Genomic DNA, 15,562 nt, shown 5'->3' on the forward strand with positions numbered 1-15,562 from the left:
TTTTTATAATCATTCTTAATTTCATATGAGCTCATTAAATAAGTGTACATTTCGTATCTTGTACAGATAAGAAAGTATAACAAAAAATATAAATTGATTTTATGGCTTTTGACATAGATATGATAAAGAAGGTTTACGCTTCCATGGCGGAACGTGTAGACAAAGCAAGAGAGATTGTAGGTAAGCCGCTTACACTATCAGAAAAGATTTTGTATTCTCATTTATGGGATGGTAACCCAACCGAAGCATTTACTAGAGGAAAGGATTATGTTGATTTTGCTCCGGATCGTATTGCTTGTCAAGATGCTACGGCTCAAATGGCTTTATTACAGTTTATGCAAGCAGGTAAGCCGAAAGTAGCGGTTCCAACTACGGTACACTGTGATCACTTAATTCAAGCCAAAAGTGGCGCTAAAGCCGATTTAAAAATGGCAAATAACACCAGTGCTGAGGTTTTTGACTTTTTAGAATCCGTGTCTAATAAATATGGAATAGGGTTTTGGAAACCGGGTGCAGGCATTATTCACCAAGTAGTTTTAGAGAATTATGCTTTTCCTGGTGGAATGATGATTGGTACCGATTCACATACCGTGAATGCAGGTGGATTAGGAATGGTAGCTATTGGAGTTGGTGGTGCAGATGCTGTTGATGTAATGGCGGGAATGGCTTGGGAATTGAAATTTCCGAAATTAATTGGTGTTCGTTTAACCGGAACGATTTCAGGTTGGACTGCTCCCAAAGATGTTATATTAAAAGTTGCCGAAATTCTTACTGCTAAAGGTGGTACAGGGGCAATTGTTGAATATTTTGGCTCTGGAGCTAAATCGCTATCATGCACAGGTAAAGGTACCATTTGTAACATGGGTGCAGAAATAGGAGCGACAACTTCTACATTTGGCTACGATGATTCTATGGGCCGCTATTTAAGAGCTACGGATAGAGCAGATGTTGCGGATGCTGCTGATCAGGTTAAAGAATATTTAACAGCAGATACAGAAGTTTATGCTAATCCAGAAGATTATTTTGATCAAGTTATTGATATTGATTTGTCAAAGCTAAGCCCATTATTAAATGGACCGTTTACACCAGATTTATCAACACCTGCAGGTGCAGAGATGACTACGAAGGCTACGGAAAATGAATGGCCATTGCAGGTGGAGTGGGGTTTAATAGGTTCGTGTACAAATTCATCATATGAAGATTTGTCTCGTGCTTCTTCAATCGCCCAACAAGCACTTGATAAGGGAATTAAAATGAAATCAGAATTAGGAATTAATCCTGGTTCAGAACAAGTTCGTTTTACTGCTGAACGTGATGGTATTTTAGGTGTTTTTGAAAAATTAGACGCTAAAATATTTACCAATGCATGTGGCCCTTGTATTGGCCAATGGGCTCGCTACAATGATCCAAAAAATGCACCTAAGAATAGTATTGTTCATTCATTTAACAGAAACTTTGCGAAAAGAGCTGATGGAAATCCGAATACGCATGCCTTTGTAGCTTCGCCTGAATTAACTGCTGCTATTGCAGTGGCTGGACGTTTAGATTTTAACCCAGTTACGGATACATTGATTAATGAGAATGGAGAAGAGGTTAAGTTTGATGAACCAACAGGATGGGAATTGCCACCTAAAGGTTTTGAAGTAGAGGATGCAGGATTCTTAGCACCAGATGAAGATGGTTCAGATGTAGAAGTAATAGTTTCTGAAAGTTCAGAACGTTTACAATTATTAGAGCCTTTTACGCCTATTGCGGATTCCGAGTTAAAAGGTGTTAAGTTGCTCATTAAAGCATTTGGTAAATGTACTACGGATCACATTTCTATGGCTGGACCATGGTTACGTTTTAGAGGACATTTAGATAACATTTCGAACAACTGTTTGATTGGTGCTGTAAATGCATACAACCACAAAACCAATTTTGTAAAAAATCAAATTGATGGTGAGTATGGTGGTGTTCCGGATACGCAACGTGCGTACAAGGCAGCGGGAATTAAAACAATAGTCGTTGGTGATCATAACTATGGTGAAGGTTCATCTCGTGAACATGCAGCCATGGAACCAAGGCATCTAGGAGTTGCAGCAGTATTAGTTAAATCTTTTGCTCGTATTCATGAAACAAACTTAAAAAAGCAAGGTATGCTAGGTTTGACCTTTGAAAATGAATCGGATTATGATTTAATTCAAGAAGATGATACTTTCGATTTTATTGATATCGCAGATTTTGCCCCAGGTAAACCTTTAACAATTGAGGTAACACATGCCGACGGTAACACGGATACAATTATTGCGAATCATACGTATAACGAAGCGCAAATAGCATGGTACCGAGAAGGTTCTGCTTTAAATGTTATAAAACGTGAAAATGCAGCTTAATGCTCATAAATAATAAAAAAACTCCTGATTTTAATCAGGAGTTTTTTAGTTTTGAGGAAATCCTCCAAATTTAATGATAAAGAAAAAGACTGTATTAAACGTTCTATTGATTGGGCTTATATTGTCCTTTTTTGTTACTCCATTAGGAGATTTTAGCAAAGAACTTTTAAACAAATGGTTTGCCACTTCCCCAACTATAATAAGTGTAGAAAATCGAGGAAAAATTAGCTCCTACAATTGGAAGTTAAAAGATGCCAATTGGAATATATTTGATTTCAATAAATCTGCTGGTAAAGTAGTATTTATTAATTTTTGGACTACGTGGCATTTACCCTCAAGGGCTCAATTGGATGATATTCAAATGCTCTATAATCGCTATAAGAGTCAAGTTGATTTTTATATTATCACTGATGAAGAGCAATCTGTACCAGCTGAATTTATAGCTAAAGAGGGATATACGTTCCCAATTACGCATCAAATAATAGGTGAACCTAGTCCTATTAAATTATTAAAGCCTTCAGGCAGTTATTTACTCGACAGAGAAGGCAATATAGTTATTCATCAAACCGCCATCGCAGACTGGGACAATAGTAAAGTCTTCGATTTAATTAATTCCCTTTTAGCAAAGTAGTGTTCTGTTCTAAGTGGTACGAACAAGCTTTTAGCTCTAGTGCCGTTTATATTTTTGCGCACGAGAACCCCGAAGCGTCGGGGGAACTCTAGGGCCTACATAATTGTTTTGTTTAATATTAACGGATAAAAAAAGACCACCTTTTCAAGTGATCTTTTGTGCGCACGAGAAGACTCGAACTTCCACGGCCTAGTGGCCACCAGCCCCTCAAGCTGGCGCGTCTACCAATTCCGCCACGTGCGCTTTGTTTGATAGTGACGGCAAATATAATATCCTTTTTGATTTATACTTTAGAAATTGAAATATTCTTTGGCATTATTATAGCAGATGTCTTGTACAATTTTACCAATCCATTCCATGTCATTCGGCAATTCACCACTTTCTATTTCCTTGCCGAAGAGGTTGCATAAAATTCTTCTAAAATATTCATGTCTCGGAAATGATAAAAAGCTTCTAGAATCTGTAAGCATACCAACAAAAGTGCTCAATATTCCCATATTAGAAAGTACATTCATTTGGTCAATCATACCGTCCTTCTGATCAAGAAACCACCAGCCAGAACCCCATTGAACTTTACCTTTTACACTACCATCATTATAATTACCTATCATGGTAGCCATAACTTCATTATCAGTAGGGTTTAGGTTGTAAATGATTGTTTTTGTCAATTTGTCTTTAGAATCCAAACGGTCGAAGAAAGAAGAAAGTCCTTCTGCTTGTTTAAAATCTCCCATAGAATCCCATCCAGTATCAGGGCCTAGAATTTTATGCATGCGACTATTGTTATTCCGTAATGCACCTAAATGAAATTGTTGCACCCAACCATGTTCATGATATAGTTCAGAAAGAAATTGTAACAATGCCATTTGAAATTTCTTAGCTTCTTCAAAACTAACAGCCTTTCCTTCTCTTTTCTTTTTGAAAATAGTAGCTACTTCAGTTTCGGTATAATCTACTTTAAACAATTGATTTAATCCATGATCACATAAACGACATCCATTTTTGTGAAAGTATTCGATACGGTTCTTCAAAGCACTACATAAATCGGTATATGTTGAAATAGTAATGTTTGCAACCTGCCCAAGGCTATCTAAATATGCATTATATCCATCATTCTGAATTATAATAGATTTATCAGGTCTAAATGCAGTCGTTACTTTTGTTTTAAAATCACTGTTTAATAAACTTTGATGGTATTCTAAATTATCAGTAGGATCTTCAGTAGTACAAAGCAATTCTACATTCATCATAGAAATAAGTCCTCGAGCTGAAAAGTTGGGAGAATTTAGTTTTGTATGTGTTTCTTCAAAAATTTCTTTTGAATTTTTTGGAGTCAATAAATCATTAATTCCAAAATAACGCGAAAGTTCTAGATGTGTCCAATGATATAATGGATTTCGCATTGTGTATGGAACAGCATAAGCCCATTTTTCAAATTTTTCTACATCCCTAGCGTTGCCGGTTATATATTTTTCATTTATACCTAAGGTTCGCATTGCTCTCCATTTGTAATGATCCCCATCAATCCATGCTTTTGTAATATTTTCAAAAGTGTGATTGTTAGCCAATAATTCTGGCGATAGATGATTGTGATAATCAATTATGGGCATTTTTTTTGCGAAATCGTGGTAAAGTTCTTCTGAGTATTTGTTGTCTAAAATAAAATTGGAATGTATCAAATTGGTTGTGTTTAAAGGTTTTTTTAAAAGTAACTCTAAATGCAAATGAATATTACAATTGAGCTATCAATTGTAATCGAAAGTGTCTAGCTTTGGTCTTGTCTTTATTAGTGGTATTTAAATAAACTAAAATAATGTGGGTACAAGTTAAAAATATTTTTTACATTCGTTAACGTTAACGAAGATTTTTTTTGATTAACTTATTATACACTTTAACTTAATAAAATATCAATTAACTCATTAAAATAGAAGTACTTATGATTAAAAATGCAGCAATAAAGTTGATTTTTGCACTGCTAATAGGATTTTCCAGTTCTGCTCAAGACAATTGGGAAATGTTATTCAATGGAAAAGACTTGAAAAACTTTGAACAACTCAATGGTAATGCGCCATATAAAATAGAGAATAAAGAACTAATTGGAACCTCAAAAATGGGTACTCCAAATAGTTTCATGGCGACCAAAAAAAAATATTCAGACTTTATTTTAGAGTTTGAAGTATTTGTAGAGAATGGCCTTAATTCAGGTGTTCAATTTAGAAGTATTAGTTCACCAGATATTAAGAAGGGTCGTGTACACGGATATCAATGTGAAATTGAAACAAGTTCAAGAAAATGGGCAGGTGGAATTTATGATGAAGCTAGAAATGGATGGCTATATCCGCTTTCTAGAAATCCAAAAGGACAGCAAGCATTTGTTCCGGGGCAATGGAATCATTATCGCATAGAGGCTATTGGCAATGAAATACGCACATGGGTAAATGATGTACAGTGTGCTAATTTGGTGGACGACACAACTGCAGAAGGGATTATTGCTTTTCAAGTACATGGTATTGGTGACCACAAGGAACTAGAAGGTAAAATTGTAAAATGGAAGAACATTAAAATTAAAACTACTGATCTTGAAAAATCAAGAAAAAGTGTTGATTCTGATGTGCCTGAATTTAGTTACATAGACAACCAGTTAACCGAAAATGAAAAAAGAAAAGGATGGCGTTTTCTTTGGGATGGAAAAACAACAAATGGTTGGAGAGGTGCTAAACTAGATAAGTTTCCAGAAAAGGGCTGGGTAATGAAAGATGGTATTCTTACAGTGCTTTCTTCAGGAGGAGCCGAGTCTAGAAATGGCGGTGATATTGTTACTACAGATTCGTATAGCGATTTTGAATTGAGTGTAGATTTTAAAATGACAACAGGAGCAAACAGTGGTATTAAGTATTTTGTCGATTCTGAATTGAATAAAGGAGAAGGTTCTGCAATAGGATTAGAATTTCAAGTACTTGATGATAAAGTGCATCCTGATGCAAAAAAAGGACACAATGGTAATAGAACTGTAGGTTCTCTTTATGATCTAATCAGAGCGGAGAACAATGATAGTTCTAGAGGTAAGAATTTTAAAGGTATTGGTAATTGGAACAACGCGAGAGTTGTTGTAAAAGGTGGACATGTAGAACATTGGTTAAATCAAACTAAAGTGGTAGAATTTGATCGTTTTAGTCAAATGTTTAAAGCTTTGGTAGAAAAAAGTAAATACGAAAAATGGGAGAATTTTGGTCGTATTCCAGAAGGCTTGATATTAATTCAAGATCACGGGGACGAGGTTTCTTTCAAGAATATAAAAATTAGAGAATTTTAATAAGATACATTGAAAATGGACAAGGCAAGAAGAAATTTTATTAAAAAAACTACATTGGCATCAGGTGGTATTATACTTGGTGCTAATGCAATGAGCGCTAAAAGTTATAATAAGATTATTGGCGCAAATGATCGTGTGAGAGTGGGGGTAGCTGGATTCTCAAATAGAGCAAAAGGGGCTCTAATTCCCGCGTTTAATGGTCATAGTAAAGCACAAAATTTTGAAATTATTGGGGTGTCTGATATTTGGAATAGAAGGCGTGATGAAGGAGCTGCGTTTATTAAAGAATTAACGGGCGACAAAATTAAGCAATGGAAGAATAATGAGGAAATGTATGATAAGGACAAGATAGATGCTGTTCTTATTTCAACTGCAGATTTTCAACATGCTTTGCATACAGTACAAGCAGCTAATGCAAAAAAAGATGTTTATTGTGAAAAACCTTTTGCAGAAACTATGGATGATGCTAGGGTAGGAATGAAAGCTGTGAAAGATTCAGGTATAGTTTTCCAAATTGGATCACAGCGTAGAAGTGGAGCCAATTATCATCGTGCAAACGATTATATAAAATCGGGTGACTTTGGTGATATTGTAATGGTTGAAATGACATGGAATGTAAATCAGCCAGGTAGATGGCGTTTGCCACAATTGACCAAGGAAATTAGAGAATCGGATGTGGATTGGAAACGTTATCAAATGAACCGTCCTGAAGCTGCATGGGATCCACGAAAATATTTAGAATACCGTTTGTTTTGGCCATATTCTTCTGGAATACCTGGTCAATGGATGTCGCATCAAATTGATACAGTACACTGGTTTTCTGGTTTTAACCATCCAAGAAGTGTTGCGGCTAATGGAGGTATATATTTATGGAAAGATGGAAGAAAGAACTTTGATACCATGTCAGCTGTTTTCGATTATGGTCCTGATGATGATATGAGTTCAGGTTTCCAGGTCACATATTCCTCGCGTTTTACAAATTCTGCTGGAGGTACTAAAGAAATTTACTATTCTAATGCAGGTGAGTTGAATTTAGATACAAATAAGGTAAGTGATAATGGTGGGCTTTCAGAGCGACATGCTAAGGCCATGAATATGGAACCTAATAAACTGAAAGGATTTAATCTTGCCGATGATGCTCCAAAAGTAGTTACTTCTGCTAATACTGGTGCCGATAATATGACATCATTACACATGTTAAACTGGATGGAATGTGTTCGTAGTAGAAAAACTACGAATGGACCAATAGAAGCAGGTTATAATCATTCGATTGCTAATATTATGACAACAGCGGCATTGCGTACAGGCTTAAAGGCAACTTTTGATGAGGCTACGCAAAATGTTTTAGCAGGAGGAAAAGTATTTAAATATTAAAATAGAGAGAATGTTGAGATTATTAAAGAGTAATTTATTGAGTTGTGCAATGGTGTCTGTGTTGCTAGTTTCCTCTTGTAAAGAGAAAAAAGAAAGTGAAAATACAGCAACAGAAGAATCTGAGACTATGCAAGAATCATCAAAAGTGAGTTTTATTAAAGATGATGCTAAGAAAAAGGTAGATGTAAAAATAGATGGCGATTTGTTTACGAGTTATGTATACGACGGACAAACACCAAAACCTATATTGTATCCAGTTATTACAAAAAGTGGTAAAACGGTAACTAGAGGGTTTCCGTATGCTCCAAGACCTAATGAGCGTGTAGATCACCCGCATCATGCAGGATTATGGTTTAATTATGGCGATGTTAATGGCTTGGATTTTTGGAATAATTCTTATGCAATTCCAGAAGAAGAAAAAGGGAAATATGGAAGTATTATACATCAAGAAATTTTGGATAGTAATGATGATTCTGGTGTTTTAAAAATTAGAGCTATATGGCGTTCACCTAAAAATGTAGATTTATTGGAAGAAATTACTGAATTTAAATTTTCGGAGGATGGAGATACCAGAATTATAGATCGTTCATCTACGTTAAAGGCGCTTGAAGATGTTTCTTTTGATGATAATAAAGAAGGTATGATTGCAATTCGTGTTACGCGCGAATTAGAATTGCCAACAGATAAACCTGCGGTTTACACTGATGCAGAAGGCAATTTAACTGAAGTTAAAGCCTTAAACAATGAAGGTGTAAACGGAAATTATTTTGCTAGTGAAGGACTCACCGGTAATGATGTATGGGGCACTCGAAATAAATGGGTGAAGCTAGAAAGCAATATTGAAGGCGATAATGTGTCGGTAACTATCATTGATAACAAGAAAAATGTTGGATATCCAACCTATTGGCATGCGCGTGATTATGGCCTTTTTGCAGCTAATCCATTAGGACAAGAGGTTTTCTCTGAAGGTAAAGAAGTATTAAAATTCAAATTAGCAAAAGGCGAGTCAACCACGTTTAATTATCGTATTTTAGTACATAGTGGTGCTGTGCTTTCAAAGGAAAGTATTGATAGTTCATTTGCAGATTTTAACAATTAAAAAAATCAAATAATATCTTATGAAGTCTATATTAACGATAGTTTGTGCATTGGTTTTAACAGGTGCAATTTACGCTCAAGAAAGTGAACCTAAAGAAGATGAACTTTATGATGGTACCGATTTAAGTCAGTGGGTAATACCGGATAATAATGTTTTTTGGTCTAGTAAAGATGGAAGTCTTTGGGCTAAAAGTGATGCAAAGAAAACAGGTTCTATATTGTGGTCTAAAAACAGTTATAAAGATTTTATAATTCAGTTAGATTTTAAATTCGGTGAAGGAACTGTTGATTCTGGCATTTTTATGCGTGGTGATGATCAAAAAAATGCTCAGATTCAAATAGGGGAGTCGGGGTCTTTAAAAAGGGATATGACGGGTTCTCCTTATGTTCCAAAACTAAGTTATCCTGTAGAGGCAGAAGGCGTAAAGGAATTGTTGAAAATGGATGATTGGAATACTATGAAAGCAATGGCCGTGGGTAACACGTATACTGCGTGGTTAAATGGAGTTAAAGTAATGACGTATACTTTAAAAGATGCAAATTTAGAAGGTCCAATTGGCTTACAATTACATCCGAATAGAGATATGAGTATTCAATTTAAAAATATTACTGCAGTAACTATTAAATAAACTTTTAAAGCAAAATAGTACACTTAAGTGTAAAGTGTACTATTTTTGCATTAACTGATAGAAAATTAACCCTATAAGGGTATGGGAATAAAAGGAATAGCCAAACTTGCAAATGTTTCAATAGGTACTGTTGATAGAGTTTTGCATAACAGACCTGGTGTATCTAAAGAAACCGAAGAGAAAGTTCTTAAGATAATCAAGGAGACTGGCTATACCAGAAACACCTACGCTAGTAGATTAAAACTAGCCTCCTTACGGAAGCTTAAGATTGCTGTGCTTATTCCTGAAGCCAAGCATAATTGGAATTATTGGAAACTCCCCAAAAAAGGTATTACAAAGGCTATAAATGAATTGAGTGAATTAGGTGTTGTAGTCGATAATTTCTTATTTATTGACTCAACAACTTTTAAGAATTTGGCAGATAAGATTCTGCTTGATGATTATGATGCAATAGTTACAGTACCTTTTTTTAAAAAGGAAAGTAATGAATTATTGCAAAAAGCCAATGTAAAGGAAATTCCCTTAGTTTTTATCGATACCAAATTGGAATTAGAAGGCCCTGCTAATTTTATTCGTCAAGATTCTCATAAAGCAGGAATGGTGGCTGGGCGATTATTACATGGTCTAGTAGGTGATGATGGGCAGTATTTTGTAGTGAATATGCTTAATGATCGCGGAATTCATGCCAATAACAAGCAGAGAGAATCAGGTTTTCGTGATTACTTTAAAAAACGTAAAATTGAGGTGCCAATAAAAACCATTAATTATTCGGTGAATGATGAGTTTACGGTAACTTCGGAGATGAGGGAATGGTTTAATTATGATGGTAGTAAAGGAGTATTCGTTACGAATTCTAAATCGCATTTACTACCTGAAATCTTCGATAAATATAATGTTACCAAAACTTCAATAGTCGGATTCGATGTAAACAAGTCGAATTTAAAGTTTTTGAAAAAGGAGAAGATTAATTTCTTAATTCATCAGCAACCCAGATATCAGGGTTATGCAGCCATAAAAGGATTATTTAACTTTTTAGCAAAGGGAGAAACCGCCGAATTAAATATAGATATTCCTATAGAGATAGTGGTGAAGGAGAATGTTCCAGAAAACTAGATTATAAGATTGGTATTGCCCTCCTAATTAAAATTGCTATAAATTTCCATTTTGGTACTAGTTCGTATCCTCTGTTTTATTCATTACCTAACGATGTACATAAAACAAATTCATCTTTCTTACTTCACCATAGTATCACTTTTCGTGCATAGTATTTATTACTTAAGAAAAACCCTCTAAAGAATAAATTCTCTAGAGGGTTTAAAAAAACTAACTCAAACAAATGATTGTTTATTGAGGGTAACCAGGGTTTTGTGGGTAACCACCAATAGTTCTGTCAATTTGGTCTAAAGGTATAGGCCTAAGTACATGGTAATCTTGAATGTTTCCAGCGGCATCAGGATTATGAAGTCTTACACGTTCTACCAATTTTCCAGTTCGGGTAAGATCCCACCAACGGGCATGCTCCCCGTACACTTCCCGAGCACGTTCATCTAATAAAAAGTCCAAAGTAACATCAGCGCCTGTTATTTGCATGGCAGCTTCCTGCCCTGGCACCGCTGCTCTGGTACGAACTACATTTATATCATCAGCTGCACCACCGGGGTTCGACTGCTTTAATTTGGCTTCGGCACGCAATAAATAAGCATCAGCCAAACGCATTAATACCACATCACGTTGCCCTTCTTCATGTTGTACGCCTGGTCTTGTCGGATCTATCCATTTGTTTACCGAAGGGTATAATCGTTCAGTATAATCTTCCGTGGTATAAACCATATATGGTGCCGCTGCTTTTGCGGCCTCTGTCCACGGCGCTTCACGAAAAGGTCCAGGTATATACAATGCTGTATCTCCAATAGCCAAATTTCCACGTTCATCGCTCACCTCATTATTTGCATACCATACATGTTTAAAGCCTTTATCATATCTCGTGTCTATATCGCGATCCCAAAGGCTTAACATAAATGGTGTAGGTCGGAATCGTTTCCAAGGTCTCCCGTTCTCAGTATCACGGGACATTCCCCTTAGCTTGTCATATTCCATTAAAAAGTACAAATGCCCACGGTGACCTTCTGTATCGATTTCGGTGTCTGCTAATTCTTTATTTACCACACGATTCCATACAATTTCACTATTCTGTTGGTTGTTGATATCCCACAAGTCTCCCCAATCGGCTAACAATTCAAATCCGTAATTGTTAATGACATTGGTGAATAAGGTCTCAGCTCTTGAAGCATCATCAGCTCCCGCGTAGGAAGTATAACTTCTTCTCAATAGAGCTTTACCTAATAAAAATTCGGCTGCTGCTTTTGTAGCTCTACCATAATCATCTTGTTCATTGGGTAAATTAGCAATTGCAAATTCCAAATCAGGAATAATCGCCTGAATATATACTTCAGAGGCTGCTGTTCTATTTGCTTCTACTTCTACACCTTCTGTCTCCTCTAGCGTAAGGTGGCAATCACCAAAAGTTCTTACAATGTCGAAGTAATAAAAAGCTCTTAACCAACGTACTTCTGCTATCCATCTTGTTTTTGTAGCTTCATCCATTTCTACATCTCCAGAACGGTTAATTACTGCATTGGCCTGATTAATTCCTTTGTACCAGTCTCTCCATGAATCTCTTAAATAGGATGCTTCGGCATTTAGGCCTCCGTCGTACCAATTAAAAATTTTATGACTTCCGTCAGATCCATTTGTGAAGATATCTGTGCCAAAGGTTGTCATTGTAAATCCTCGCTCCGGTCCATAAAAGAAACGAAGGTAAGAATAGGTTGCTTCAACTCCGTCTTGCAGTCCTGATTCAGTAAGATAATATGTGCCCGCAACATTGCTAACCAATTCTTCTTCTAAATAATCATCGCAGGATTCAAAGAATAATGCAAATCCTGAAACCAGCATTAAGAGAACCCCTTTTTTTATAGTTATATTAAATTTCATAGTTGTATTTTTTTAAAAGGTAACATTTAATCCTACAGAAAACATTTTATTGCTAGGTACTGTAGAACTTGAAACTCCATTTCCATCGAAATTACCATCCCCATTAGTATTGTCTGCTTCAGAGACTTCTGGGTCAAAAGTGTCATAATCCGAAATAAACCATAGGTTCTGACCAGCAAGATAAAGGCGAAGATTAGATAATTTTAGTTTTTCGCATAACTTAGAAGGAAAATCATAACCAAGAGTAACGTTTCTAAGTTTTAAATAGCTTCCGTCAAAATAAGAAAGAGTTGAACTGTTTCTAGGGCTTTCCTGATTTTGATTCGGTCTTGGAGAAGCATTCGTAGGATTGTCAACTGTCCAATAATCAACATCAAGATTGTTATAACGACCAAAGAGGCTATTATTACTATCATGAAAACGAGAACGAATGGTTTGCCCTTGTTTAAAATAGAAGAAGAAACTCAAATCAATTCCTTTATAAGAGAAGCTGTTTGTTATACCACCAAAATAATCGGCAATATCAGATCCAATAATAACTCTATCATCTGGAGTTATTACACCATCACCATTTACATCAGCTAATTTAATCTCACCTGGTACTTTATCTTCCATCGCTAGGGCTTCGGCTGCCTCATCTGCCTGCCAAATTCCTATTTTCTTATAGTCGTAAAAGGTTCCCAACGGTTGACCGATAAACCAATTGTTTCCTACGTCATCGGCAATATTACCATTTTCATCTCTTTGGTCAACATCAATGATTTGCTCAGTAGGGAGGGTGAAATTCACGCTCATATCCCAGTTAAAACCTTCTGGGTTTTGCAATATACTGGTGTTTAATGCAAGTTCAAATCCTGTAGTTTCGGTTTCACCAACATTTATCAAAGCATCTTCATAACCAGAGGTATACGGAACACCACGATTTAACAATAAATCTTCAGTCTTAGTTTTATAATAGTCCAATGAACCATTAATACGATTGTTAAAAAGTGCATAATCGACACCAAAGTTTATAGTCTTAGAAATCTCCCAACCTAGGGCTGGGTTTGGGATGTCACTTAAGCTAAAGCCTAGAGCACTACTATCGCCCCATCCGTAAACAGAATTACCAAGTGTACCTTGTACAGAGTAAGGATCAATCGCAGTATTACCTACTTCACCATAAGAAGCTCTTAATTTAAGGTCATTTACTACAGAGCTTTCTACTAAGAAATCTTCTTGAGACATTCTCCATCCAATTGAAGCTCCTGGGAAATATGTCCATTTGGATCCAGGTGCTAAACGAGAAGAACCATCTGCACGAAGTGAAGCCTGTAATAGGTATTTACCATCGATATCGTAGTTTACTCTACCCATAAAGGATGCTAATTTCCATTCTTCTAAAGAAGAACGTGTTAAGGAGTTGGTTTCTGCCGTTTCTAAGTTGTAAAACAGTTGTTCTTCATATGGAAGGTTCTGTACATCGGCACGAAATTTCTCCTCTCTTGATCCCTGAATACTTTGAAGTAAAGTAACCCCTAAGTTATGTCTGTCATTGAATAGGCTCTTATTGAAATTAAGGATATTCTCTAATGTATATCCAAAGCTCTGGTCATTGTATACTTGTGCATCAGGTGGTCCATTACGGTGAGTGTTGGTTTCGCTACCTCTAAATAAACCACGTCTATAATAACGAATATCTGGGCCAAAGTTAGTTGTCCATTTTAAGCCATCCGCAATATTAATATTTAAATAAAAAGGTGCAAATATCCGCGTTACCTTGCGTTCATCAATGTATGCATTTTCTACCAATTCACTTAAAGGGTTGGTGCGAATACCATCATTGGTAGGTTGTAGTTTTAATTCACCATTTTCATCATAAGGTTGGCCTAATGGCACTGCGGCAAGAGCCTCACTCATTACCGCATTCGAACCCCAGTTTTGTACACTGTGCGATGTGGTAAAAGACATACCCACTTTAAAAGTCTCGCTTATTTTATGGTCAAGATTGATTCTAGCAGTCACTCTTTCAAAATCTTGACTACTGATAATACCCTGTTCATTAAAATAACCTAATGAAGTATTGAAATTAGTTTTTTCAGAACCACCACTTACACTTACTTGGTGGTCTGTTTGCCAACCAGCATCGAGAACAAGATCTAGGTAGTCCACAGAGCGCCCTAGAGCTATTGATTCGAGTTCAACTGGGTCTTCAAAAACTACATCATCGGCAGGTATAGTGCCGTTCCAAGCCGATCTATTTGCTTCTCTTTTCATGTTAGCATATTCTACGCCATTCATCATGTCAACCGTTCTGGTAACAGATGTCACGCCATATCGGCTACTATATCTTACTTTTGTATCTCCGCCAACACGTCCTCTTTTGGTAGTAATCAATACTACACCGTTTGCACCTCTTGATCCATAAATTGCAGTGGCTGCCGCATCTTTAAGGATATTCATTGATTCAATATCTTGCGGGTTTATGTCAGCAATTGTTTCATTACCACTAATCTGTGGAATACCATCAATTACATATAAAGGGTCATTTGTGGCAGTAATTGATCGTCTACCACGAATTCTTATCGTTGAGTTTTGACCTGGACGACCACCATCGGACTGAATATCAACACCTGCTATTTGCCCTTTGACAGCATCAACACTACTAGGGGTAGCAATTTTTTCAATTGTTTCAGCACCTACTGTTGAAATTGCGGCAGTTACTTCTCCTTTACGCTGAGTTCCATAACCAACAACTACAACTTCGTCCAGTTGACTTGCATCAACTTCTAAGCCTACATTTACTACTGACTTTCCATTAACTGAAACTTGGGCAGTTTGATAACCAACATAACTAATTAGTAAGACTGCATCAGCATCTGCACTAATCGAATAGTTTCCGTCAAAATCGGTTACTGCACCGGTAGTTGTACCCTTTACTACAACACTTGCACCAGGTAATGGAGCGTTATTTTCATCCGTTACAATACCTGTAATTGTCGATTGTAATTCTTCCATTAAAGAACTACTTTTTGTTATTCCTACATCTGCATTGGCTGAGTTAATACCTATTATACAGCATATGAATAAAAGTGAAAAACATCTTGCCATAAGCAATTGCTTTTTCAGAAATAATTTTTTCATATTTAATAATTGTTAAGTGAGTTGT

At 36.2% G+C, this 15,562-nt stretch carries 10 protein-coding genes and 1 tRNA gene; 7 read left to right on the plus strand and 4 right to left on the minus strand.

Going from position 1 to position 15,562, the window contains the following annotated elements:
* Window positions 1-101 precede the first annotated feature (101 nt).
* Window positions 102-2,375 (plus strand): aconitate hydratase, encoded by a 2,274-nt coding sequence (locus tag ABJF52_RS04440; protein WP_348146867.1) that lies wholly within the window; start codon window positions 102-104, stop codon window positions 2,373-2,375.
* 73 nt (window positions 2,376-2,448) lie between these two features.
* Window positions 2,449-3,006, plus strand: a complete 558-nt coding sequence (locus tag ABJF52_RS04445) for a TlpA disulfide reductase family protein (RefSeq protein ID WP_348146870.1) — start codon at window positions 2,449-2,451, stop codon at window positions 3,004-3,006.
* A gap of 159 nt (window positions 3,007-3,165) precedes the next feature.
* Here ABJF52_RS04445 and ABJF52_RS04450 read toward each other — a convergent pair.
* Window positions 3,166-3,249 (minus strand) — tRNA-Leu (locus ABJF52_RS04450).
* A 47-nt stretch (window positions 3,250-3,296) separates the two neighbouring features.
* Window positions 3,297-4,685 carry a glucuronate isomerase gene (gene uxaC, locus ABJF52_RS04455; protein ID WP_348146872.1) on the minus strand — a complete coding sequence of 463 codons (1,389 nt, stop codon included), beginning with the start codon at window positions 4,683-4,685 and terminating at the stop codon, window positions 3,297-3,299.
* Window positions 4,686-4,942: 257 nt separating this feature from the next.
* Between uxaC and ABJF52_RS04460 the strand changes: the two genes are divergently transcribed.
* From ABJF52_RS04460 to ABJF52_RS04480, 5 genes are all read left to right on the plus strand, one after another.
* Complete coding sequence (locus ABJF52_RS04460; RefSeq protein ID WP_348146874.1) at window positions 4,943-6,319, plus strand: DUF1080 domain-containing protein; 1,377 nt, start codon at window positions 4,943-4,945, stop codon at window positions 6,317-6,319.
* A gap of 15 nt (window positions 6,320-6,334) precedes the next feature.
* Entirely contained in the window at window positions 6,335-7,693 is a 1,359-nt protein-coding gene (locus tag ABJF52_RS04465) for a Gfo/Idh/MocA family oxidoreductase (RefSeq protein WP_348146877.1), read from the plus strand.
* 10 nt (window positions 7,694-7,703) lie between these two features.
* Entirely contained in the window at window positions 7,704-8,792 is a 1,089-nt protein-coding gene (locus tag ABJF52_RS04470; protein WP_348146880.1) for a PmoA family protein, read from the plus strand.
* 19 nt (window positions 8,793-8,811) lie between these two features.
* A complete protein-coding gene (locus ABJF52_RS04475; RefSeq protein WP_348146883.1) occupies window positions 8,812-9,420 on the plus strand; it encodes a DUF1080 domain-containing protein in 609 nt (202 codons plus the stop codon).
* Between the two features lie 81 nt (window positions 9,421-9,501).
* Entirely contained in the window at window positions 9,502-10,533 is a 1,032-nt protein-coding gene (locus tag ABJF52_RS04480; protein WP_348146886.1) for a substrate-binding domain-containing protein, read from the plus strand.
* Window positions 10,534-10,764: 231 nt separating this feature from the next.
* Here the strand turns inward: ABJF52_RS04480 and ABJF52_RS04485 are convergent, their stop codons facing one another.
* Both ABJF52_RS04485 and ABJF52_RS04490 read right to left on the minus strand, forming a co-directional pair.
* Window positions 10,765-12,414: a RagB/SusD family nutrient uptake outer membrane protein gene (locus tag ABJF52_RS04485; protein ID WP_348146889.1), complete on the minus strand. Its 1,650-nt coding sequence runs from the start codon at window positions 12,412-12,414 to the stop codon at window positions 10,765-10,767.
* 12 nt (window positions 12,415-12,426) lie between these two features.
* On the minus strand, window positions 12,427-15,537 hold the full coding sequence (locus tag ABJF52_RS04490; protein ID WP_348146891.1) for a TonB-dependent receptor: 3,111 nt from the start codon (window positions 15,535-15,537) through the stop codon (window positions 12,427-12,429).
* Window positions 15,538-15,562 lie beyond the last annotated feature (25 nt).

The organism is Aurantibacter sp. (assembly GCF_039941195.1).
Classification (GTDB): domain Bacteria; phylum Bacteroidota; class Bacteroidia; order Flavobacteriales; family Flavobacteriaceae; genus Aurantibacter_A.